This is a genomic window from Pseudomonas campi (assembly GCF_013200955.2).
In the GTDB taxonomy this organism is placed as follows: Bacteria; Pseudomonadota; Gammaproteobacteria; order Pseudomonadales; family Pseudomonadaceae; genus Aquipseudomonas; species Aquipseudomonas campi.
Window position 1 is genome coordinate 1199920 of record NZ_CP053697.2, and the last position, 23610, is coordinate 1223529.

General features: G+C 64.8%; 18 protein-coding genes. 11 read left to right on the plus strand and 7 right to left on the minus strand.

Translation table 11 applies throughout. The features are described 5' to 3' along the window. Nucleotides 1–82: 82 nt before the first annotated feature. From ppc to HNE05_RS05465, 5 genes are all read left to right on the plus strand, one after another. Nucleotides 83–2719 (plus strand): phosphoenolpyruvate carboxylase, encoded by a 2637-nt coding sequence (gene ppc / locus HNE05_RS05445; RefSeq protein ID WP_173204109.1) that lies wholly within the window; start codon nucleotides 83–85, stop codon nucleotides 2717–2719. A 159-nt stretch (nucleotides 2720–2878) separates the two neighbouring features. After that, nucleotides 2879–3526, plus strand: coding sequence for an adenylate kinase (adk, locus tag HNE05_RS05450; RefSeq protein WP_173204110.1), 648 nt, complete (start codon nucleotides 2879–2881; stop codon nucleotides 3524–3526). 259 nt (nucleotides 3527–3785) lie between these two features. Then, nucleotides 3786–4466: a tRNA (adenosine(37)-N6)-threonylcarbamoyltransferase complex dimerization subunit type 1 TsaB gene (tsaB, locus tag HNE05_RS05455; RefSeq protein ID WP_173204111.1), complete on the plus strand. Its 681-nt coding sequence runs from the start codon at nucleotides 3786–3788 to the stop codon at nucleotides 4464–4466. 226 nt (nucleotides 4467–4692) lie between these two features. Beyond that, nucleotides 4693–5043, plus strand: coding sequence for a hypothetical protein (locus HNE05_RS05460; protein ID WP_173204112.1), 351 nt, complete (start codon nucleotides 4693–4695; stop codon nucleotides 5041–5043). Nucleotides 5044–5047: 4 nt separating this feature from the next. Beyond that, the gene (locus HNE05_RS05465; protein ID WP_240008819.1) at nucleotides 5048–5905 is read left to right on the plus strand and encodes a DUF72 domain-containing protein; all 858 of its coding nucleotides are present in this window, start codon (nucleotides 5048–5050) and stop codon (nucleotides 5903–5905) included. Nucleotides 5906–6011: 106 nt separating this feature from the next. Here HNE05_RS05465 and HNE05_RS05470 read toward each other — a convergent pair whose 3' ends face one another. Beyond that, entirely contained in the window at nucleotides 6012–6806 is a 795-nt protein-coding gene (locus HNE05_RS05470) for a hypothetical protein (protein ID WP_173204114.1), read from the minus strand. A gap of 106 nt (nucleotides 6807–6912) precedes the next feature. Between HNE05_RS05470 and HNE05_RS05475 the strand changes: the two genes are divergently transcribed. After that, on the plus strand, nucleotides 6913–7692 hold the full coding sequence (locus HNE05_RS05475) for a class I SAM-dependent methyltransferase (RefSeq protein WP_173204115.1): 780 nt from the start codon (nucleotides 6913–6915) through the stop codon (nucleotides 7690–7692). A 231-nt stretch (nucleotides 7693–7923) separates the two neighbouring features. On the opposite strand, the gene HNE05_RS05480 is transcribed toward HNE05_RS05475, so the two are convergent. Continuing rightward, the gene (locus tag HNE05_RS05480) at nucleotides 7924–8562 is read right to left on the minus strand and encodes a TetR/AcrR family transcriptional regulator (RefSeq protein ID WP_173204117.1); all 639 of its coding nucleotides are present in this window, start codon (nucleotides 8560–8562) and stop codon (nucleotides 7924–7926) included. 94 nt (nucleotides 8563–8656) lie between these two features. On the opposite strand from HNE05_RS05480, the gene HNE05_RS05485 reads away from it, so the two are divergent. After that, a complete protein-coding gene (locus HNE05_RS05485) occupies nucleotides 8657–9760 on the plus strand; it encodes an efflux RND transporter periplasmic adaptor subunit (protein ID WP_173204119.1) in 1104 nt (367 codons plus the stop codon). A gap of 4 nt (nucleotides 9761–9764) precedes the next feature. After that, nucleotides 9765–12836 carry an efflux RND transporter permease subunit gene (locus HNE05_RS05490; RefSeq protein WP_173204121.1) on the plus strand — a complete coding sequence of 1024 codons (3072 nt, stop codon included), beginning with the start codon at nucleotides 9765–9767 and terminating at the stop codon, nucleotides 12834–12836. 62 nt (nucleotides 12837–12898) lie between these two features. Here the strand turns inward: HNE05_RS05490 and HNE05_RS05495 are convergent, their stop codons facing one another. From HNE05_RS05495 to plsB, 5 genes are all read right to left on the minus strand, one after another. After that, nucleotides 12899–13576, minus strand: coding sequence for a DUF4197 domain-containing protein (locus HNE05_RS05495; RefSeq protein WP_173204123.1), 678 nt, complete (start codon nucleotides 13574–13576; stop codon nucleotides 12899–12901). Nucleotides 13577–13866: 290 nt separating this feature from the next. Next, complete coding sequence (locus HNE05_RS05500) at nucleotides 13867–15636, minus strand: hypothetical protein (protein WP_173204125.1); 1770 nt, start codon at nucleotides 15634–15636, stop codon at nucleotides 13867–13869. After that, nucleotides 15623–16720 carry a caspase family protein gene (locus HNE05_RS05505; protein ID WP_173204127.1) on the minus strand — a complete coding sequence of 366 codons (1098 nt, stop codon included), beginning with the start codon at nucleotides 16718–16720 and terminating at the stop codon, nucleotides 15623–15625. The genes HNE05_RS05500 and HNE05_RS05505 overlap by 14 nt, the downstream gene beginning before the upstream one ends. Further along, entirely contained in the window at nucleotides 16720–18204 is a 1485-nt protein-coding gene (locus HNE05_RS05510; protein WP_173204129.1) for a hypothetical protein, read from the minus strand. The genes HNE05_RS05505 and HNE05_RS05510 overlap by 1 nt, the downstream gene beginning before the upstream one ends. 94 nt (nucleotides 18205–18298) lie before the next feature. Then, nucleotides 18299–20785, minus strand: a complete 2487-nt coding sequence (gene plsB, locus HNE05_RS05515; RefSeq protein ID WP_173204131.1) for a glycerol-3-phosphate 1-O-acyltransferase PlsB — start codon at nucleotides 20783–20785, stop codon at nucleotides 18299–18301. A gap of 253 nt (nucleotides 20786–21038) precedes the next feature. On the opposite strand from plsB, the gene HNE05_RS05520 reads away from it, so the two are divergent. The 3 genes from HNE05_RS05520 to HNE05_RS05530 all read left to right on the plus strand — a co-directional run bounded on the left by HNE05_RS05520 (nucleotide 21039) and on the right by HNE05_RS05530 (nucleotide 23609). Beyond that, nucleotides 21039–21476: a hypothetical protein gene (locus tag HNE05_RS05520; protein ID WP_173204133.1), complete on the plus strand. Its 438-nt coding sequence runs from the start codon at nucleotides 21039–21041 to the stop codon at nucleotides 21474–21476. 478 nt (nucleotides 21477–21954) lie between these two features. After that, complete coding sequence (locus tag HNE05_RS05525; RefSeq protein WP_173204135.1) at nucleotides 21955–22878, plus strand: ABC transporter ATP-binding protein; 924 nt, start codon at nucleotides 21955–21957, stop codon at nucleotides 22876–22878. Beyond that, nucleotides 22875–23609: an ABC transporter permease gene (locus HNE05_RS05530; protein WP_173204137.1), complete on the plus strand. Its 735-nt coding sequence runs from the start codon at nucleotides 22875–22877 to the stop codon at nucleotides 23607–23609. Before HNE05_RS05525 ends, HNE05_RS05530 begins: the two co-directional genes overlap by 4 nt. The last annotated feature ends 1 nt before the right edge of the window (nucleotide 23610 follow it).

The window sequence follows — 23610 nt, forward strand, 5'->3', positions numbered from 1 at the left end:
TTGCAAGGCCATTCGTCGCGCCCTTGTCAGAAATCGTCGCGCTGGGCAAGCTGGGCCCACCACTGCAGAGGAGACCCCGGTCATGGCGAAAATCGATGCGCGCCTGCGTGAAGAGGTTCATCTGCTGGGTGATCTGCTCGGTGACACCATCGGCAATCAGCGCGGCGCGGCCTTTGTCGACAAGGTCGAGCTGATCCGCCAGGGGGCCAAAGCGGCGCGCAAAGGCTCGGCAGCCGGCGAGCAGCAACTGCGAGCGACCCTCGATGGCCTCAGCGACGACGAGCTGCTGCCGGTGGCGCGGGCCTTCAACCAGTTTCTCAACCTGGCCAATATCGCCGAGCAGTACCACCGTATTCGTCGGCGTGGCCCGAGCGAGCCGGAACCATTCGAGAATCGCGTGCTGGATGAGCTGTTGCAGCGCCTGCAGGGCGCCGGTCACAAGTCCGAGCAGTTGGCCCGGCAGATCGGCCGGCTGGATATCGAGCTGGTGCTCACCGCTCATCCCACCGAGGTGGCGCGGCGCACCCTGATCCAGAAATACGATGCGATTGCTGCTCAGCTCGCGGCGCTGGATCACACGGATCTGCTCGCCGCCGAGCGCGCCCAGGTGCAACTGCGCTTGCGCCGCCTGATTGCCGAGGCCTGGCATACCGAGGAGATCCGTCGCACTCGCCCCAGTCCGGTGGATGAGGCCAAGTGGGGCTTCGCGGTCATCGAGCATTCGCTGTGGCAGGCCGTACCGAACTTCCTGCGCCGTACCGACCAGGCCCTGCAGGCCGCCACCGGCCTGCGCCTGCCCCTTGAGGCGGCGCCGATCCGCTTCGCCTCGTGGATGGGCGGCGACCGCGACGGCAACCCCAATGTCACTGCCCAGGTTTCGCGCGAGGTGCTGTTGCTGGCGCGCTGGATGGCGGCCGACCTGTATTTGCGTGATATCGACCAGTTGGCCGCCGAGTTGTCCATGCAGCAGGCCAGCGCTGAACTGCTGCGAGTGGTCGGCGCGCAGCCCGAGCCATACCGGGCGCTGCTCAAACAGTTGCGCGAGCGCCTGCGCGCCACCCGAGCCTGGAGCGAGGCGGCGCTGGCCGCTGAAGTCGCCCCCGGCCCCGAGGTGCTGCACGACAACCGCGAGCTGCTCGAGCCGCTGGAACTCTGCTACCACTCGCTGCACGCCTGCGGCATGGGCGTGATCGCCGAAGGCGCGCTGCTCGACTGCCTGCGCCGCGCCGCGACCTTCGGCCTGTTCCTGGTACGTCTGGATCTGCGCCAGGATGCCGCGCGGCATGCCGCCGCCCTGAGTGAGATCACCGACTATCTGGGTCTTGGTCGCTATGCCGAGTGGGACGAGGACGCGCGTATCGGTTTTCTGTTGCGTGAGCTGGACAATCGTCGGCCGCTGTTGCCGCCGCAGCACCGGCCCTCGGCAGACACTGCCGAAGTGCTGGCCACCTGCCGGGTGGCCGCTGCCGCGCCTGCCGCCTCTCTGGGCTCCTATGTAATCTCCATGGCCGGCGCGCCTTCCGACGTGCTGGCGGTGCAACTGCTGCTCAAGGAAGCCGGGTTGCAACGGCCGATCCGCGTGGTGCCGCTGTTCGAGACCCTCGCCGACCTGGATAACGCCGGCCCGGCGATCGACCGTCTGCTCGGCCTGCATGGCTACCGCGCGCGCCTGCACGGCCCGCAGGAAGTGATGATCGGCTATTCCGACTCGGCCAAGGACGCCGGCACCACCGCAGCGGCCTGGGCCCAGTATCGTGCCCAGGAAACCCTGGTCGAGGTCTGTCGCGAACACGAGGTCGAGCTGTTGCTGTTCCATGGCCGCGGTGGCACGGTCGGCCGTGGCGGCGGCCCGGCCCATGCGGCGATCCTCTCGCAGCCGCCGGGCTCGGTAGCCGGGCGTTTCCGCACCACCGAGCAGGGCGAGATGATCCGCTTCAAGTTCGGCCTACCCGACCTGGCCGAGCAGAACCTCAATCTGTACCTGGCAGCGGTGCTGGAAGCCACCCTGCAGCCACCGCCGGCGCCTGAACCGGCCTGGCGTGCGGCCATGGACCGGCTGGCCGCCGATGGCGTGGCGGCCTACCGCGCGGTGGTGCGCGAGCATCCGCAGTTTGTCGAATACTTCAGCCAGGCCACCCCGGAACAGGAGCTGGGCCGCCTGCCGCTGGGCAGTCGCCCGGCCAAGCGGCGTGCCGGCGGGGTGGAAAGCCTGCGGGCGATCCCGTGGATCTTTGCCTGGACCCAGACCCGCCTGATGTTGCCGGCCTGGTTGGGCTGGGAAACGGCCCTGGGCAGCGCCCTGCAGCGTGGCGAACAGGCCCTGCTGGCGCAGATGCGCGAGCAGTGGCCGTTCTTCCGCACGCGCATCGATATGCTCGAAATGGTCCTGGCCAAGGCCGATGGCAGCATCGCCGCGCTCTATGACCAGCGTCTGGTCAGTCCTGAGCTGCAACCGCTAGGCGCGCAATTACGCGACCTATTGTCGCAGTCGTGTGCCATCGTTCTCGGCCTGACCGGGCAGTCGGAGCTGCTCGCCCATAGTCCCGAGACCCGCGAGGCAATCACGGTGCGCAACATCTACCTGGACCCGTTGCACCTGCTCCAGGCCGAGCTCCTGGCCCGTTCCAGGCAGCGTCAGAGCCCGGTGGAAGGCCCCCTGGAGCAGGCCCTGCTGGTGACGGTGGCGGGGATCGCCGCCGGGCTGCGCAATACCGGCTGACCCCTGCCGGCCTGCGACTTTTGGTGGCTTGTGTGGCAGGGGGCTGCTGTGTATCTTGGTCAACCTTTTGGCCGCTCAGTGACGCCGAAACCCGAATAGTGAGATTGGCCCCACGAGGCGAATCCGACGATTTCTAGTCATTTCTTGAGGAGCACATCGATGCGCGTGATTCTGTTGGGGGCGCCCGGTGCCGGCAAAGGTACCCAAGCTGGTTTCATTACCCAAAAGTTCGGTATTCCGCAGATTTCCACTGGCGACATGCTGCGTGCAGCGGTCAAGGCCGGTACCGAGCTGGGCCTGAAGGCCAAGAGCATCATGGAAAGCGGCGGTCTGGTCTCCGATGACCTGATCATCAACCTAGTCAAGGAACGCATTGCCCAGGCCGACTGCGCCAAAGGTTTCCTGTTCGACGGCTTCCCGCGCACCATTCCGCAGGCTGAAGCCCTGAAGGAAGCCGGCGTGATCATCGACAACGTGGTCGAAATCGCCGTCGACGACGAAGAAATCGTTCAGCGCATCGCCGGTCGTCGTGTGCACGAGGCCAGCGGCCGCGTCTACCACGTGGTCTACAACCCGCCGAAAGTGGCAGGCAAGGACGATGTCAGCGGCGACGAGCTGGTACAGCGCAAGGACGATACCGAAGAAACCGTGCGTCATCGCCTGTCCGTCTACCACTCGCAGACCAAGCCACTGGTGGACTTCTACCAGAAGCTCTCGGCTGCCGAAGGCACGCCGAAGTATAGCGCCATCGCTGGCGTTGGCTCGGTGGACGAGATCACCGGCAAGGTGCTGGCTGCTCTCAGCTGATCGGCTGCGCGTCGGCCATGCGTCGTTGGAAAAGGGCCTCGGGTGCTCATTTACTGCATGTAAACTCCGCGCCCTCGGCCCTTGACTCACTGGCGCTCGCCCTTCGGGCCAGCCTTTGGCTGTTACTCCCGTCGGTCGTTTCCCGCCTAGCCTGGCTCTAGCTCGCTCGATCATTGGCTAGTAGTTCAACGGCCCGCGCATGCGGGCCGTTGGCGTTTATACTGCGCGACTTTTCTGCCTGACCTGACCGGATTGCCCGATGACCACCTTGCTGGCCCTGGATACCGCCACCGAAGCCTGTTCCGTTGCCCTGCTGCATGACGGCAAGGTGCTCAGTCACTACGAGGTGATCCCGCGCCTGCACGCCCAGCGCCTGCTGCCAATGATCCAGACCCTGCTGGGCGAGGCGGGTGTCGAACTCTCGGCACTGGATGCGATTGCCTTTGGTCGTGGTCCGGGGGCATTCACCGGTATCCGCATCGCCATCGGCGTGGTCCAGGGCCTGGCTTTCGCCCTGGATCGCCCGGTGTTGCCGGTGTCCAACCTGGCGGTGCTGGCCCAGCGCGCGTTGCGCGAGCACGGCGCGCAGCAGGTCGCGGCGGCCATCGATGCGCGTATGGATGAGGTGTACTGGGGTTGCTACCGTGCCGAGCAGGGCGAGATGCGCCTGCAGGGTGTCGAGGCGGTGCTGCCACCGGAGCAGGCCAGCCTGCCGCGTGGCGCTGCGGGTGAATGGTTCGGTGCGGGCACCGGTTGGGGCACTTACGGCGCGCGTATCGCCGTGCAACCCGCTGGCCAGGATGGCGGCATGCTGCCGCACGCCGAAGATCTGCTGCAGCTGGCCCGCTTCGCCTGGGCCCGTGGCGAAGGTTTGCCGGCGGACCAGGCGCAACCGGTCTATCTGCGCGATAAAGTCGCCACGCCCAAGGCGGCGCCTTAGAACCTGTTCAAAGTCTGCTGCGCGTCGGCCATGCTGCGTTGAAATCGGGCTCAGAATGCTCATTTACAACTCGTAAACTGCGCTTCTTCGCCCGATTTCGCCTTGCCTGGCTCTAGCTCGCGAGACATTGAACAGGTTCTTGACCTTCTGTCCGTCCGCTGAGCGTAGAATTGCCAAGGGCCTGCGGCACCGCTAAATTGCCAGCACGTACACCGAGCAGTAACCGATGCGTATCGATGGCTTCATTTCCTCTTATTCGCTGGATCGCACGCCCCGTCCGGGCAGTGCGGTCACGCCCTTGCGCGAAAGTCAGCGCGAGATCGAGGATCGTCGTGAACAACCGGTTACCCCCAGTCCGACCAGTAGTCAGGGCTTCGAGCAGACGCCACAGCCGCGTCGGGTGCAGCCGAGCACTGCCAGCAGCGACAGCCTGCCGGCACGCAGCCAGGACGTGCTGAGTCAGCAGCGCCCGCTGAACGCCAAGGCCAACCAGGCGCTGGCTGCCTATGGCAGTACGGCCAGCTTCACCAGCGAGAGCGACGCGACGGAAGTCCTCGGCCTCGACCTGTACGCCTGACCGCGTGCTGCCTTACTTTCTCGGCTGCCCGTCTTGGAGCGAGCCAGCCTGGCGCGATTCCCTCTATCCCGATAACGCCCGCAGTACCGACTTCCTGCCGCTGTATGCCCGCCTGTTCAATGCTGTGGAAGGCAACACCACCTTCTACGCTCGGCCTTCGGCGCAGGCCGTGGCGCGCTGGGCGCAGCTGATGCCGGCGGGTTTCCGCTTCTGCGCCAAGCTGCCGCGCACTATCAGCCACACCGCCGATCTGCGCGAGCAACTGGTCGCCGCCGAGGACTTCCTGCGTCTGCTCGCGCCACTGGGCGAGCGCTGCTCGCCGCTCTGGCTGCAGTTGCCGGCCAGCTTCGGCCCGTCGCGCCTGGGCGAGTTGCAGTATTTCGTCGCAGAGTTGGGACGCAGCCTGGCGGTGGAAGTGCGCCATCCGGCGTTCTTCGCCAAGGGCGAGGAGGAGCGGGCGCTCAACCGGCTGCTGCGGGAGCTGCAGGTGGAGCGCATCTGTCTGGATTCGCGGGCGCTGTTCAGCTGTCAGTCCAGTGATCCGGCGGTGCTGCATGCACAGGCAAAGAAGCCGCGTTTGCCGCCACGGCCGACGGCATTCACCCTGCACCCGCAACTGCGCTTTATCGGCCATCCCGAGCTGGCGGCGAACGATGTGTTCATGGCGCCCTGGCTGGACAAGGTGGCGGGCTGGATCGAGCAGGGGCTAAAGCCTTACGTATTCCTGCATACCCCGGACAACCTGCGGGCGCCGCATCTGGCGCTGCGTTTTCACCAGCAACTGCGCGAGCGCTTGCCGGGGCTGCCGGCACTGGCGTTTCCCGAGCTGCAGGAGCGGGAGTTGCAACTGGGGTTGCTCTAAACGTCTATTTGCGGCCTCGTAGAGTGCGCCGCGCGCACCTGGAGCCCCGCAGGCCAGTGGTACCGACGCAAGGGGGGTTACCGCTCTAGCTCTCAGAAGCTTGGCTTCAACGCTGGGCGAGGAGCAGGTCGGCAGCCTGGCCACGGCGGCCATCGGTAAAGTCGAAACTGCCGAGTTGGGCGATGGTGTCGTATTGGCCTAGGGCCTGTTTGACGTCGCGCGCCTGCAACTGGATGGCGCTGACTCCAGCCTCGCTCAGGTTCATCTGCTGCTGGCGGCCTTGGGCGTCGAAGCGCAGCAGGCTGAGGCGCTCGAAGATGGCATCCTGGGCGTCGATGCGGCCATCGCGGTTGTCATCGTATTTACCCAGTTCGGCAAAGCCGTTGGCGGCGCCGTTCTGGTCGCCGAACAGTTCGCGGCCGTCATCGATGCGGCCATTGCCATTGCGGTCCAGGGCGAGCAGAGCGTCGTCACCGCTGGGCGCACTGATGCGGTCGATGCGCCCGTCGGCATCCAGGTCGAAGCGCACCGGGTCTTGCAGGCCGCGGGTGGTGAAGCCGTTGCTGGCCAGGTCGAGCACCAGTGGATCGGTTTGCTGCGGCTGCGGGTTGGCGCTGACGTTGAGTTCCAGTTCGCGCTGCTCCAGCACCTGCTGGAAGCTGGCAGCCTGGGCGCTGGCGTCAGCCATGGCGCTGCTGGTAGTGCTGTCCGGGCGGCGTGCCTCGTTGATTTCGGCTGCGGCGGCTTCGGGGGCGGGCACTTCGTCCTTAGGCATTAACGTGCGGCGCAGGATCTGATAGTCCAGCGAGTCGCGCAGGCCCGCGTCGAGGTTGTCTTCCAGGTCGCTACTGCGCGAAGGGCGGGCGGCGGCACTGTGCGGAGCGGAAAGGGCGTCAAACATGATCAACTCGATGCGGCTGCTAGCTACCGCGTCTGGCAAAATAGGGCGTTATGCCTGTATCGGCCGAAAATCGGTTCGATTGAACATTTTTTGAGCATATTTCCTGATGAGTGACGAGCGGCATATAGCCAGAATTCGCGTCGAAGCCCTGGCTCCAGGCCATGCGCCAGGCGCCTCGCAGTGGGCGCAGCGTCTGGGCTTGCCCCTGGATGGCGCGGCGAATTTTGCCCTGCAACTGGGCGCCGAGGGTTTGCAGCTGGCCGAGCTGGGGCCGCAGGCGCCGGGGCCGGTGCGGGTGGATTTCGTCGAGGGCGCGGTGGCGCACCGGCGTCTGTTCGGCGGCGGCAGCGGGCAGATGATTGCCAAGGCGGTCGGCGTGCAGTCCGGGGTGCGCCCAGTGGTGCTGGATGCCACGGCGGGGCTGGGGCGTGATGCTTTCGTGCTGGCCAGCCTGGGTTGCCAGATGACCCTGATCGAGCGTCAGCCGATCATCGCCGCATTGCTCGAGGATGGCCTGGAACGCGCCCTGCAGGATGCCGAAGTGGCGCCGATTGCCAGGCAGATGCGTCTGCTCTGTGGCAACGCTATCGAGCTGATGAGCCAGTGGCAGGGCGAGCCGCCGCAGGTGATCTACCTCGACCCGATGTTTCCCCATCGCGACAAGAGCGCGCTGGTGAAGAAGGAGATGCGCCTGTTCCGCCCGCTGGTCGGCGATGACATGGATGCCCCGGCACTGCTCGAGGCCGCGCTGGCCCTGGCCAGTCACCGGGTGGTGGTCAAGCGCCCGCGCAAGGCGCCGATCATCGAAGGCGGCAAGCCGAGCTATGCGCTGGAAGGCAAGTCCAGCCGCTACGACATCTACCCGAAGAAGGCGCTAAAGCCCTGAGTGGCTGCCCTCTCCCGTGTGTTATCTGCGATCAGAACCTGTTTCGGATCTTTTGAGCTAGAGCCAGGCAAGGCGCAACGACCAGCGGGAGTAACAGCCGTAGGCTGACCCGAAGGATGAGCGCCAGCGAATCAATTGGGCGAGGACGCGGAGTTTACGAGGTGTAAATGAGCAGCCCGAGCCCAATTTCAACGCAGCATGGCCGACGATCAAGAGATCCGAGACGGGTTCTCAGGGGCGATAGGCGCGCAAAAACAGCTTCACCACTTCCTGCACATGCTCGTCGGCCGCCAGGCCGCTGGGTGGCTCGCAGCAGCCGATCAGGCGGCGGAAGTTGCAACCGCCCTTGATCAGGCTGAAGAAGTGCTCCGCGGCACGCTGCGGATGCTCCACGCGCAATTGGCCGTTGGCGTTGGCCTGTTCCAGCAGATGCTCCATGGCCAGCAGCATGCGCTGCGGGCCGGCGTCGTAGAACAGCTGGGCCATCTGCGGGTTCTGCCCGGCCTGGGTCATCACCAGGCGCATCATCGCGACCGACTCTTCACTGTTGATCAGGCTGTTGAAGCCGCGGCCGATGGCCAGCAGCACCGTGTCGATGGCGGTGTCGCTGTGCAGCTCGAAATAGGGGGTGGGCAGTTGCTCCTCGCACTTGGACTCCACCGCGCAGGCGAACAGTGTCTCCTTGTCGGTGAAATGGCTGTACACCGTGAGCTTGGACACGCCGGCCTCGGCGGCGATGGCATCCATGCTGCTACCTTCATAACCGTTGCGCATGAACAGACGCTTGGCGGCCTCGAGAATGGCCAGCCGCTTGGCAGGGTCCTTGGGCCGTCCGGGGCCACCGGAGGGCGGTAACAGTTTGTTGGACATTTCGCGTTTTAATACTGGACTGGTGAGTTTGCTATTTTTACTATACCGCTCAGTATAAGTATTCCAAGCATTTCTTTGCGAAAGGTCACTCATCATGTTTCGCCATGCCTTGTCCGTCGCTGTGCCCCTGAGCCTGATCACCCTGCTGGTTGCCTGCGGCAACGGCGAAACCGTTGAAGCGCCGGTACGTCCGGCCATGGTGGTGCAGCCGCAGCCTGCGGGCGACGCCATGGAAACCTACCCAGGCGAGGTGCGCGCGCGCTTCGAACCTGAGCTGGCCTTCCGCATCGGTGGCAAGATCAGCAAGCGCCTGGTGGATGCCGGGGCGCGGGTGAAGAAGGATCAGCCGCTGGCCGAACTGGACCCCGAGGACGTCAAACTGCAACTGGAGGCCGCCCGTGCCCAGGTCGCGGCGGCGGAAGCCAACCTCAAGCTGGTGCGCACCGAGCGTGATCGCTACCAGACCCTGTTGGCCCGCCAGCTGATCAGTCAGTCGCAGTACGACAATGTGGAAAACCAGTACCGCGCCGGTGAAGCGCGGGTCAAACAGATCAAGGCCGAGTTCAACGTGGCCAACAACCAGGCCGGCTATTCGGTGCTGCGCGCTTCCCAGGACGGCGTGATTGCCCGTCGTCTGGCCGAGGTCGGTCAGGTGGTCTCGGCTGGGCAGACGGTATTTACCTTGGCGGCCGATGGTGAGCGCGAAGTGCTGATCAGCGTCCCAGAACATGCCTTCGAGCGTTTCCGCATTGGCCAGGACGTCAGCGTCGAGCTGTGGTCGCAGCCGGGCAAGCGTTTCCCCGGACGCATCCGCGAGTTGTCGCCGGCCGCCGACGCGCAGTCGCGCACCTTCGCCGCCCGTGTGGCCTTTGCCGGCGGGGCGATGAAAGCCGAGCTGGGGCAGAGTGCCCGCGTGGCGATCAAGGCCGAGGGCGAGGTGCCGCTGTCGGTGCCGATGTCGGCGCTCAGCGCGGAAAAGGACGTGCCCTTTGTCTGGGTGGTCGATCCCAAGGAATCCAAGGTGGTCCGTACCCTGGTACGCATCGGCCGCTATGGTCAGGAGCGCGTATCGGTGCTGGAAGGCCTGAAGGAGGGCGACTGGGTGGTTGCCGCCGGTGTGCAGATGCTGCGTGACGGGCAGAAGATCAAGCCGGTGGATCGCGACAATCGCACCGTCAAGCTGATCGCCGGGGAGTAAGCGCATGTCCTTCAACCTCTCCGAATGGGCGCTGCGCAACCGCGCCGTGGTGCTCTATCTGATGCTGGTGATCGCCGTGGTCGGCGCGCTGTCCTATACCAAGCTGGGACAGAGTGAAGACCCGCCCTTTACCTTCAAGGCCATGGTCATTCGCACCGACTGGCCGGGCGCTACCGCCGAGCAGGTCTCGCGGCAGATCACCGAACGCATCGAAAAGAAGGTCATGGAGACCGGCGATTACCAGATGGTCATGTCCTACTCGCGTCCCGGCGAGTCGGTGGTGACCTTCATGGCTCGCGACAATCTGGTGTCGAAGAATATTCCCGAACTCTGGTACCAGATCCGCAAGAAGGTTGGCGATATCCGCTACACCTTGCCAGCGGATATCCGCGGGCCGTTCTTCAACGATGAGTTCGGCACCACCTTCGGCAACATCTATGCGCTGACCGGCGAAGGCTTCGACTACGCCGTGCTCAAGGACTATGCCGACCGCCTGCAGCTACAGCTGCAGCGGGTCAAGGACGTGGGCAAGGTCGAGCTACTCGGCCTGCAGGACGAGAAGATCTGGATCGAGCTGTCCAACGTCAAGCTGGCCACCCTCGGCCTGCCCCTGGCGGCCGTACAGCAGGCGCTGGAAGAGCAGAACGCGGTAGCTTCTTCGGGTTTCTTCGAGGCCAGTACTGACCGTATTCAACTGCGGGTTTCCGGCAGCTTCGAGACGGTCGACGAGATCCGCAACTTCCCCATGCGCATTGGCGACCGCACCTTCCGCATCGGCGACGTGGCCGAGGTGTTTCGCGGTTTCAATGACCCACCCGCGCCACGCATGCGCTTCATGGATCAGAATGCCATTGGCCTGGCTGTGTCGATGAAGGCTGGCGGCGACATCCTGGTGCTCGGCGAAGCCCTCGAACAGGAATTCGCCCGCCTGCAGCAGACCCTGCCGGTCGGCATGGAACTGAGCAAGGTCTCCGATCAGCCGGCGGCGGTAAAAACCGGGGTTGGCGAGTTCGTCCAGGTGCTGGCCGAAGCGCTGGTCATCGTGTTGCTGGTGAGCTTCTTCTCCCTTGGCCTGCGTACCGGCCTGGTGGTCGCGCTGTCGATCCCGCTGGTGCTGGCGATGACCTTCGCCACCATGTACTACTTCAATATCGGCCTGCACAAGATCTCTCTCGGCGCCCTGGTGCTGGCCCTCGGCCTGCTGGTGGATGACGCGATCATTGCCGTGGAGATGATGGCGATCAAGATGGAGCAGGGTTACGACCGGCTCAAGGCGGCCAGTTTCGCCTGGACCAGCACGGCATTCCCGATGCTCACCGGCACCCTGATCACCGCCGCCGGCTTCCTGCCGATTGCCACCGCGCAATCCGGCACCGGCGAGTACACCCGCTCGATCTTCCAGGTGGTGGCCATCGCCCTGATCGTGTCCTGGATCGCCGCCGTGGTGTTCGTGCCGTACCTGGGCGACCGGCTGCTGCCGGACCTGGCCAAGCTGCATGCGAAGAAGCATGGCGGCAGCGCCGGCGGCCATGATCCCTACTCGACCACCTTCTACCAGACGGTGCGCGAAGTGGTGGAGTGGTGCGTGCGCCGCCGGCGCACGGTGATCCTGGTGACCATCGGCCTGTTCGTTGCCTCGGTGCTGCTGTTCCGCTTCATTCCGCAGCAGTTCTTCCCGGCATCCGGGCGTCTTGAACTAATGGTCGACCTGAAACTCACCGAGGGCTCGTCGCTCAAGGCCACCGAGGAACAGGTCAAGCGCCTGGAGGCCATGCTCAAGGGGCGCGAGGGCGTCGACAACTACGTGGCCTACGTGGGCACTGGTTCGCCGCGCTTCTACCTGCCGCTGGACCAGCAACTGCCGGCGACCCGTTTCGCCCAAGTGGTGGTGCTGGCCAAGTCGATCGAGGACCGCGAAGCACTGCGCACCTGGTTGATCGAGGTGATGAACGAAGACTTCCCCACTGTGCGCAGCCGTGTCTCGCGCCTGGAGAACGGCCCACCGGTAGGCTTCCCGATCCAGTTCCGCATCTCCGGCGAGCATATCGACGAGGTACGGGCGATAGCCCGCCAGGTCGCCGACAAGGTGCGCGAGAACAGCCATGTGTCCAACGTGCACCTGAACTGGGAAGAACCGAGCAAGGTGGTCTACCTCAACATCGACCAGGAGCGTGCCCGTGCCCTCGGTGTGAGCACCGCCGATGTCTCGCGCTTCCTGCAGAGTTCGCTGTCCGGCTCCAGCGTCAGCCAGTTTCGTGAGGGTAACGAGCTGATCGAGATCCTCCTGCGTGGCACCGTGCGTGAACGCCAGGAGCTGGAACTGCTACCGAGCCTGGCGGTGCCGATCAGCAATGGCAAGAGCGTGGCGCTGTCGCAGATTGCCACCCTGGAATACGGTTTCGAGGAAGGCGTGATCTGGCACCGTGACCGCCTGCCGACCGTCACCGTGCTCGGTGATATCTATGGCGGTGAACAGCCGGCCGGTCTGGTCAAACAGATCATGCCGACCCTGCAGCCGATCCGCGATGAGCTGCCCAATGGCTACCTGCTGGAAGTCGGCGGCACCGTCGAGGACTCGGCCCGCGGCCAGCAGTCGGTGAATGCCGGGATCCCGCTGTTCATCCTGGTGGTGATGACCCTGCTGGTGCTGCAACTGAAGAGCATCTCGCGCTCGGTGATGGTGTTCCTCACCGCCCCGCTGGGGCTGATCGGCGTGACCCTGTTCCTGCTGGTGTTCCAGCAGCCGTTCGGCTTCGTCGCTATGCTCGGTACCATCGCTCTGTCGGGGATGATCATGCGTAACTCGGTGATCCTTATCGACCAGATCGAGCAGGACATCGCCGCCGGCCAGGACCGCTGGCACGCCATCATCGAGGCCACGGTGCGGCGCTTCCGGCCGATCGTGCTGACCGCCCTGGCGGCGGTGCTGGCGATGATCCCGCTGTCGCGCAGCGTGTTCTTCGGGCCGATGGCGGTGGCCATCATGGGCGGCCTGATCGTCGCCACGGCACTGACCCTGCTGTTCCTGCCGGCGCTGTATGCGGCCTGGTTCAAGGTCAAGGAAGTCGAGGCGTAATTAGCGCCGCGCAGACAAAAAGCCCGGCTAATTGCCGGGCTTTTTGTTGGGGTATTAGACGATCAGAGCGCGCCAAACACCTTCTTCGCCAGGCTGGTGGCAGCGCCCGCCGGGTTTTCGCGCAGGCTGGCTTCCTGCTCGGCAATCATCTTGAACAGGCCGTCCAGCGCCTGCTCGGTGACGTAGTTTTCCACGTTAGCGCTCTTTGCATCGACCACGCCAAAGGCCGCAGCCTGACCGGCGAAGGCGTTGTACTGCTTGGCCACGCCCACCTTGTCGGTGGCCTGCTTGACGATGGGCAGGAACTTGGCGCGGATCTCTGCGCGGCTGCTCTTGTTCAGGTACTGGGTTGCCGAGTCGTCGCCGCCGGCGAGGATGCCTTTGGCATCGGTCACGGTCATCTTCTTCACGGCGTCCAGCAGAATCGCCTGGGCTTGCGGTACGGCCGCTTCAGCCGCCTTGTTCATGCTCGCTTCCAGTTCATCGACCTGGGCGCCCATGCCCATCATCTTCATGGTCTGCGCGGCTTTACCCAGCTTGCCGGGCAGTTCGATGCGCACGTCCTCGTTGTTGCTGAATCCACCGGGCTTGCCCAGTTGTTTGACGGCGATCTGCGCACCCTGGCTCAGGGCATCCTTGAGGCCGCTACTGGCGTCGCTCTGGGTCAGATCGGCCAACGACAGGGCCAGGGCATTGGCAGACAGCAGCAGGCCGGTGGCCAGGGTGGTGAGGCGGAGCATGGGGACTTCCTTAATGCGGTGGGAGTGGAGCGAGCTTAACGGAGCTCGGTGAGCGAGCCAAATTCCTAGGGTCTGTTGCCGTTTTGTGCACGGCCGCGACGGCGCCCGTTCTTGCGCAGAGCTAGGCATCGCCCGCTCCCGGCGGGCTTGCTGCATTCGCCACATCCATGTGGATCGCGCAAAATCGCGCCATGCGTCGTTGCGGGATTTGCCAAGGGACCGGCGTCCCACACCTAGCCGTGCGTGTTTTTGCGCAGCAACGCGGATTGCGAACGAAACGGGAGTAGACCCTAGTGAATCCGTTCTTGCAGCAGTTCACGCCCGGCCTGCTTGAGGTCGCTCTTGAATCGACCGGATGCCACCCAGCCGCCCAGCTCGATAGTGGCGATTGCTTCGGCCAGTGTGGCGAGCGGTACGCGCTGGCTTTCTAGCAGGCGCTGGACGAAGGCTGCATCGATGGCGGCAATGGCCGTGTCGTCCTCGGCGATGTCGCGCAGCATCAGGATCAGCTCCCCCTGCAGTCCGCCGAAGTGCTTGATCCACTCGGAGTTGCGGCGGATGGCGGGAATGATCTGCTTCCATTCGTAGTCGCCGGCCAGGGCGGTCAGGGCCCTGGCCGCGTCCTCATGGGTGTCGATCCGGGCCAGTTCGGGGGGCGCTGCTTGGCCGCTGCCGAGGCGCAGTTTCCTGGCCCAGCCCAAGGCCGTGGACACGGCATGGCCGGTGGTTTTCAGCAAGCTGGCGGTCAGGTTCGTCAGCAGGGCGCCGCCCAAGGTCGTGTTGGTTAGCCGATCCTGCAAGGTGATATCGAACAGGTCTGGCGGGGTGGGTGGCGCACTGGGCGGGGCAGGGGAGGCAGCTCCGGCATGCTCTAGCCAATTGAGGTAGATGCCCCGGCCGATCGAGTGGTTTGCCACGCGAAACACAGGATGTTGCTCGCTGGCCGCCGAGGGCACTGCCGCGGCGGCGGCGAGCAACAGATCCCAGCTTCTGGCCAGTAGCGGTGGGCCGTTCAGCAATTGCAGCTCTCCTGCCAGGTCGGCAGGGCGTGTCGGGTTTGCTGCCGCCGATTGGCGCCTGTGGAGTTCGCAGGCCAGGGCTATCACGTCCGGATGGCTCTGGCCGAGCAGATCCTGCAGTTTGCCGAGCAGGGCGCGGATCAGTTGGTAGTCCGGCGGATCCCCGGCCAGCAGCAGATGGGCCGCATAGAGCCCGAGCATCGGGCTGCGGAGCTGGTCGCCGAGCATCTTGCGCATGCCTGGCGTGTCCACATGTGTTCTGCCATCGAGCATGCCCTTGCGTATGGTTTCGGTGGCGGCCAGGTCTTCGCACCAGGGATCGAAGCCTTCGTCCATGCGGCCGTAGAGCATGGCTGCGTCCAGCAGATCGGGTACCAGTGCAGCGCCCCGGCCGTCTGCCACCAGGTTGATGTAGCACTGCAGTGTCCAGTCGCTGACCGCGGGTAGGGAAAGGCGGAATGCCTGGGCGCCGCGTTCGTACGCCAGCAGGTAAGCGCCGGCGGGCAGCCCGACAGTCACGGCGGCGTAACCGTCGGCGACGTTGTGTTCTGCCGAATGATCCAGATCCAGCACCACGGAGCGCTCGATGTCGAGCAGGCGGAAGCCGCTGAAGCTCCTCTGGTAGGCATCTCGTTCGACGTCGCCGTCGACCCTGAAGTTGTAGCGCCAGGGGTCGCGGATGCAGATCATGATCTCGCTGTCGCCACCCAGATTCAGAGTGGCGTTGCCGGGGGTCAGGAAGCGTTGGGCGGCCGCCGTGTGGTACTCATGGGTGGTGGATGTCATGGCCAGGGGAATCGGGCTCTCGAAGTGTGGTGCGGCGACCGTCACCGACATTTCCTGCGTCCCTTCGGCGAGGCGGAAGAGCAATTCCGACTCCTCGTCGCCGACTTTCGCCTTGGCGGCATACAGGCCAATGGCAATGCTTGCGCGCAGTGGGGAGGTGCCGCGTGCAACTACCCGGAAGTCGCTGTCGATCAGCAGTAGTTCCGCCTGGGGGTTGTCCGTTTGCACCACCACCTGGCGCTCAGAGGTCGACATGCTGGCTGCCTCCGTCGACCTTGAACCCCAGCTGTTGCCCTTGCGGCGCCAAGCGGTACTCATACAGGCCCGGCTTCATGCGTAACGCCAGGTGCCCGGGCTTGAACTCGTGGGCAATCACGGGCGACAGCGGCTCGACTCGATGGGCGCCGTTTCCGGCGAGCTGGAACTGGGCTATCGGTCGTAGCGAGGAGTCGATGATCTGCAGCGTTTCGCCCGGGAGCTGCTGTGCATCCCAGGCGAAGCTGAACGGGCTGCCTTGGTTGCGGGTGGGGAAGTGGATTTCCCCGCTGGCGGGTAGGTAGATTTCCGGGCGCGGCGCCGAGTCCTCGCCGCAAATCGAATTCCAGCTTTCCAGCAGGTGGCGGCGTAGTTCGGTCGCCGAGATGCCCAGGGCGCTGGAGGCGGGCAGTTCGTCGAGGAGCTTGAACAGGGCATGGGTCAGTAGCCCGTGCACCTTGTCGCCGCGCTCGGCAATGGACCGCTCCTGGGCCTTGCCGCCCTTGGGTACTGCGTAGATGGCCAGCAGCGGCACGTTGTGGGCCAGCTCGTCGTACGGTGTGTCACGGTAGGGGCGGGGGATGGGCGTGCGGGCGATCTCGGCATCCCGGCAGCAGTCCATGATCAGCACCACTTCCGCGAACAGCGCCCAGCTCTTGGCGATGCGGGCGTAGTGGGTGCCGAAGATGTGCTCGTACATGATCCGCGTCGCGTTGGCGCAGTAGAGCGCCGCCTCGGCATCTTTGTCCTGGCTCTTGTTGCAGAAGCCGTGACCGGAGAAATACAGGTAGAGCCGCCCGCTTACCCTCTCGGGCCCTAGCGCCATACGCTTGGCCAGCAGTTTCTTGAAGTGCCGGTCGAAGGCGTCGGCGGCGGGGGGCGCATCGTCGACGTCGAGCTCCGTCGGCTTGGCCAACGGGGTGTGGATCTTCTCGATGTTTTCTGGGGGGACGGCCCCGAGCGCCGGGTCGGTCAGCCACTTCTCGACCAGTTGCAGATCGTTCAACGGCCCCTGCAGTTCCGTGAAGCCGCCCGCCGGGTACCAGGAGATGGCGGTGAGGATGGCATGGTCGGACATGGCCATCAGTTGAAGCCGTTGCTAAGGATGTGCGCGAGACTGTCGAGCGTGGCGGCGTCGTTGTCGAAATCGCCGTGGGCAACGGAGGCGCTGTGCTTGCCGGGGCCAAGGTCGGCGATCGACCAGACGGCGCGGTCGCCCTGATCCAGATGCTGGCGGAGCTGGTTCATGTAGCCCTGGTCGAAGGTCGCGGGGTCGGCGAGGAAGCGCTGCATGCCGAGCAGGGGTATGTCGACCTCGCCCTCCACGACGCCGGATACGAAGTACAGCAGCGAGCGCGGATAGAGGATGGGAACCAGCCGATCCTGTTGCTCGACCGCGTCCTGCATGGCGAACATCCGGACCTGGCCAATCTGCGCGCCGCATTGGCTGAGCATGGCGACGTATTCCTCGGTGCGGCAGGCCGGTGCGAGCAGCACGAGGTCGTATTTCAGCCCGGGTGTGAGTTGCGCCGAGCGGCGCAACCAGGCGTTGATGTAGATGGCCCCGGTGCTGTGGCCGATCAGGGTGATGCGCGGCGCACTGGTGCCTTCGTCCAGGCAGCGCTTCCAGGCCTGCAGGACGACGTCGCCCACGGCATCGGCGGCGCCGAAGGCGTCCGCGCCGGCATCCTTCTTCATCTGGTTCCAGATGACCTGGCCCACCTTGTCGAGGTAGGCCGCGCGCAAGACTTCCTCGACTATGGTGGTGTAGGCGCCGTGATCCCGTTTGTTCAGGTAGCGCTGCAGGGTTGCGATAACCACCTTGGCCACGAAGCGTGCTACCGAGAGCCAGGGGATGCCGCCTTTGGTCGTGGCCGGCTGGTGCGGCAGCATCTGCTCCAGGGCACCCGCGTCGATCAGTACTTGTACCGGCAGGGGTTCTATACCCGCGCCCCTGGTCGTGACGCTGGCGACGCGTTGGCTGGCAACCGCCAGGCCAGCGATGGTCTGTTCGAAGACCGGATCCAGTTCGATCTCCGCGGCGATCTCGTTGGCGAGCTCTTCCTCGTCCGTCTGCAGGTTCTTAAAGGTCTGCGCGGCCGGCGGAGCCGTTTCGCGGATAGGGGGCTCGGCGGCTTGTCCGGACAGCCAGAGGTCGAAGTCCCGGCGCAGGCGGTCGACCTCAACCGTCTGGCCGCTGCCGCGGGTGACGATTGTGCCGGTACCTTTCTTCAGCACCCATTCCGAGGCCTTCTTGAGCAACTCGTGGAAGACCTTGTCCTGCAAGATGTCTTTGAGGTTGTTGCGAATGGCTTCGAGGAGGCCGCTTTCCCAGACGAAGAACAGCGGATAGGCGCCGGCGCTCTGGTAGTGCTCGGTGAGGCGGGCCGCGATGCCCTGCGCCGAGCTGCTGGATACCAGACCACCGTGAAAGTGCAGGGCGATGCCGCCAGGGGCTGTGGTCTTGAAGGCCTGTGCGGCGATTCGGCTGGCATCGTCCTTGCTGGAAGCACCAGTGCCGAGCCGGCCTCCACGCGAATGAATGATGTGCTCTCGAACGAGATCCATACCCACCTCCGGCGTCCCTGCGACTGAAGTGTGAGTCTAGGTCTCGCGACCGAGGCGTCAAATGCTCAGCGGCTACGTTGGTCGGTTTGCCAGATCAGGCCTGCTGTTCGGCGTCCTCGCCGCGTTCCAGCGCGACCTGGCGGATCGACAGGCGAATCTCCGCCGGTAGCACGCGCTTGGCCGCGCCTTCGGCCAGTCCGTCCAGCTGCGGATGGTGGCTGAGCTTGCCGGCGCTGTCCTGGCGCAGTACGCCCTCGTCGAGCAGGGTCTGGATAAAGTGGCGGAACAGGCTCTTGTCGAAGAACTCCGGAGCATTCAGGCCATGAAGGATCGACAGGCGCTGGGCCATGACCACGCAGAGGTTCTCCAGCTCCTCAGCCGACAGCACGTTCTGCCCGGCGTTGCTCAGCAGGGCGGTGGCCATGTAGAAGCGCTGCAGGGTCTGCACGATGGCGCGAGCCAGCAGGGTGAGCAGGACGAACTGACGCGAGCTCGGTGCCGGGCGGATGTACACATCGTCTTCCTGGCGCAGCAGGCCCTGTTCGACGAAGGCAGCCAGCCACTGGTCGACCACGTCTTCCAGCTCCTCGCGGGACCAGCGGATGAACAGCTCGGACTGCAGGTACGGATACAGCGCCGTGGTGTAGCGCAGGATCTGTTCGCGGCTCATCCGCGAGCTGCTCTGGAAGAAGCTCGCCAGCAGCGCCGGCAGGGCGAAGATGTGCAGCACGTTGTTGCGGTAGTAGGTCATCAGGACGGCGTTGTGCTCGTCCAGATAGAAGATCTTGCCCAGCGCATCCTTCTGCTCGGCCAGCAGGTCCATGCTCTGCACGTAGCGTATCAGCGCGGCGCCATCGCCTTCTGGCAGGGTCGCGTGGGGCGAGTAGGGCACCTGGCGCAGCAGCGCCAGATACAGGTCGAGCACCCGCACCAGGCTCTTCTCGTCCAGCGCCAGCTTGCTGGTGGAGAGCAGGGCCAGGCCGACCAGGTTGACCGGATTGACCGCCGCCGCCTCGTTGAGGTGCTGCGCCACGCGCTCGCCGAGGCGGTTGGTGGCGGCGTTCAGCCAGTCCGGGCGGAACTGCGTGCCGTAGTCCTGGCTGCGCCAGTCTGGCTGCTCGGCATCGAGGAACTCGGCCAGTTTGATCGGCTCGCCGAAGTTGACCCAGACGCTGCCGAAGCGCTGTTTGCGGATGGCGCTGATGACTTTGAAGATGTCGAAGATCGACTCTTTCTTCTTCGCCGCACCGCGCAATTCGCCGAGGTAGGTACGGCCTTCCAGCACACGTTCGTAGCCGATATAGACCGGCACGAACACCACCGGCAGGCGACTGGAGCGCAGGAAGCTGCGCAGGGTGATGGCCAGCATGCCGGTTTTGGGCTGCAGCATGCGCCCGGTACGCGAGCGCCCGCCCTCGACGAAGTACTCCACCGGGAAGCCGCGGCTGAACAGGGTGTGCAGGTATTCGTTGAACACCGCGGTGTACAGCGGGTTGCCCTTGAAGGTGCGGCGCATGAAGAAGGCGCCACCGCGGCGTAGCAGGCCGCCGATCACCGGCATATTGAGGTTGATCCCGGCGGCGATATGCGGCGGAGTCAGGCCGTTGCGGAACAGCAGGTAGGACAGCAGCAGGTAGTCGATGTGGCTGCGGTGGCAGGGCACATAGATCACCTCGTGGCCGTGGGCGACTTCACGCACGGCGTCGATATGGTTGACCTGGATGCCTTCATACAGCTTGTTCCAGAACCAGCTCAGCACCAGTTCGAGGAAGCGGATGGCGGTGTAGGTGTAGTCCGAGGCGATCTCGTTGCCGTAGCGCAGGGCCTGGCTCTCGGCCTTCTCCACGCTGATCTTCTCGCGTTCGACTTCGTCGAGGATCGCCTGGCGTACCTGTGGGCCGTGGATCAGGCCCTTGACCAGGTTGCGCCGGTGCGACACGTCGGGGCCGATCACCGCCGCTTTCTGGTTGCGGAAGTGCACGCGCAGGATGCGCTGGGCCATGCGCTGGGTGCGCTGCAGGCCCTTGTCCTGTGCCAGCAGCTCGCGCAGGTGGATCGGCGCGGAGAACTGCACGCGGGTCTTGCGGCCGAGGATCAGGATGCTGACCAGCTTGCGCAGGCGCCCGGTAACCGCCCAGCTGTCGGCGAACAGCAGTTTCCACGGGCTGGTCTCGCGATCCGGCGACTGGCCCCAGAACACGCTGACCGGGATGATCTGCGCGTCGTCCACCGCATTGCGGTCGAGGGCGGCGAGGGTGCGCACCAGCGCCGGCGGGGCGCCGCGCTTGTCATGCCCGCCAAACCAGCCCGGCTCGGGGGTCAGGTAGAAGAAGGCGGCGGGTTCGATCTGCTCGCCAATCGCCACCGGCAGCACCGGGCGCGGCAGGCCGGCCTTGCTGCATTCCGTGTCGACCACCGCCAGGTCGCTCGCCGAAGGCTGCTGCAGCACGTAAAACACCGGCTTGCTGCGGTCGAGTTTGAGGGTAAAGGCGGACTGGTTGATGGTTTCCGAGCGCACCCAGAGGTACAGCACGCGGCGCAGGGCACCAAAAACGAGACGGCGAAAGGGCGAGCGGGTCATACGGACTCTGCGGGCAATCAAGCGAGCATTTGCTCGGGGGCGTTAGTTTGCCGGATTCGCCGCGCGGCGGCAAAAGCCATCGGCGCTGGCGTTCGCTGCCCAATGGCCGGTATTCGGTCCGGCTGCGGGCCGATTGGCGGCTATGCTTCAGGTCTGAGGTTTGCGCCCCGCCAATCCTTGTCCGGTCTGCCGCTGAACGGGGTGAGTGGGGCGGATCACTGTCGCATCGCAGATGTTATCCGAGGAGGTTGCTATGAACAGGTTTTCATTGCTTTGTCTGGGCCTTGCCGCGGCGGCAGGGGCTGCCCAGGTCCAGGCCGAAACGGTAGTACCCCTGAACGGCCAGAGTTCCCAGCAGGTTCAGGCGGATATTGACGCCTGCCGCAGTTCGGCCACCACCTCGAGCAGCTCAAGCGGGCCGTCCGGCCAGCGCCTGCGTGGTGCCGCGGTGGGGGCCGCTGCGGGGGCGGTGGGGTCGGAGGTGCGCGGCAACGATTACGACCGGGTCGATGATGATGTGCAGGACGAGATTCGCCAGGATCGGGCCAAGGAAACCGCGGCGGCGGGCATGGTGGTCGGCGGCTCGCGCGCGCGCCAGGATCGCCGGGACGACCGCAACAGCCCCGCCGAGGTCGACTCGGCGGCCTACAGCAGCTGCCTGCAGGGGCGGGGCTATCAGGTCAGCCCCTGATTTTAGAACCTGCCTACGATCTCTCGATCGTCGGCCATGCTGCGTTGCCACGCAGTAACAGCCGTAGGCTGGTCAATCGGGCTCGGCAAGCCGCTTGCGGCTAACGCGCTTGAGCGCGGCCCGAAGGGCGAGTGAAGCGAGTACTGCGCATTTACGGCTTGTAAACTCCGCGCCCTTGCCCAATTGACTCGCTGGCACTTGCCCAGCGGGCCAGCCTACGGCTGTTACTGCCGATAGTCGTTGCGCCTTACCTGGCTCTAGCTCAGAAGATCGTAGGCAGGTTCTGGGGCGTTTACGTGTAGAAACACTCTGCGCAACTTTCTCTTTAGCGGGCTGTCTTGCAATAGCGCCGATGGCTTCATATAGTCCGGCGGCATTTTGGCAGCCTGTCTCCGCTGGGTTATCCGGGTGTCGAGATGGGTCCTCATGGGCCCCGTGGTGAGTACGGCTGGGCCCTTACCGAAAATGGTGAGAGACCATGATCGAGATAAAAAATCTAACTAAGCGTTTTGCCGGGCATACGGCCGTCGATAACCTCTCGTTCAATGTCCAGCAGGGGGAAGTGCTGGGCTTTCTCGGCCCTAACGGTGCCGGTAAATCCACCACCATGAAGATGTTGACCGGGTTTCTTGCGCCGACTTCCGGCACGGCGAGCGTCCTTGGTTACGACATCCAGCGCCAGACCCTCAAGGCCCAGCAGCAGATCGGCTACCTGCCGGAAGGCGCGCCTTGCTATGGCGACATGACGGTGCGTGGCTTCCTCGAATTCATCGCCGAAGTACGTGGTTTCCGTGGCGCCGAGAAGCGCGAGCGGGTTAGTCGCGCGGTTGGCCAGGTGGAGCTGGACAAGGTCCTCGGCCAGTCCATCGACACCCTGTCCAAGGGCTTCAAGCGCCGCGTCGGCCTGGCCCAGGCGATCCTGCATGATCCCAAGGTGCTGATTCTCGACGAGCCCACCGACGGCCTCGACCCCAATCAGAAACACCAGGTGCGCGGGCTGATCCAGAGCCTGGCTCACGACAAAATCGTCATCATCTCCACCCATATCCTCGAAGAAGTCAGCGCCGTGTGTACCCGCGCCGTGGTAATCGCCTCCGGCAAGCTGGTTGCCGATGGCACGCCGCTGGAGCTGGAAAGCCGCTCGCGCTACCACCAGGCCGTCACCCTGGTCAGCAGCAGCGAGCTGGACCAGGCCGCGCTGGCGGCCCTGCCGGGCGTGGCCGGGGTCGAGGAAAACCGTCTGGAGCGCAGCCTTACCGTGCTGGCCCAGCCGGGCCAGGTGATCTTCCCGCAGGTCAACGCGCTGATTCACCAGCGCGGCTGGCTGGTCGAGGAACTGGACGTGGAGCGCGGTCGCCTCGATGAAGTGTTCCGTACCCTGACGCGCGGAGAAGCGGCATGAAACAGCTACCGGTAGTCTTCAAACGCGAGCTGGCCAGCTACTTCGCGACCCCTCTTGCGTACGTGTTTATCCTGATCTTTCTGGTGTTGTCCGGGGTCTTCACCTTCTATATGGGTGGTTTCTACGAGGGCGGCCAGGCCGATCTCAAGGCTTTCTTCAGCTTCCACCCCTGGCTCTACCTGTTCCTGGTACCGGCCCTGGCCATGCGCCTGTGGGCCGAGGAGCGCAAGTCCGGCTCCATCGAGCTGCTGATGACCCTGCCGATCACCCGTTTCGACGCGGTTACCGGCAAGTTCCTCGCCGCCTGGGTGTTCGCCGGCATCGCCCTGCTGCTGACTTTCCCGATGATCATCACGGTCAACTACCTGGGCGAGCCGGACAACGGCGCGATCATCACCGCCTACCTGGGCAGCTGGCTGCTGGCCGGTTCCTACCTGGCCATCGGCTCGTGCATGTCGGCCCTGGCCAAGAACCAGGTGATCGCCTTCATCCTCGCGGTCAGCGCCTGCTTCCTGTTCATCGTCAGCGGTTTCCCCATGGTGCTGGATGCCTTCACCGGCTGGGCGCCGCAGTGGCTGCTGGATGCCGTGGCTTCGCTGAGCTTCCTGACCCGTTTCGACGCGATCAGCAAGGGCGTGATCGACCTGCGCGACCTGCTCTATTTCATCACCCTGATGGCTGCCTGGCTTGCTGCCACCGCCATCGTGGTCGATCTGAAGAAGGCTGACTGAG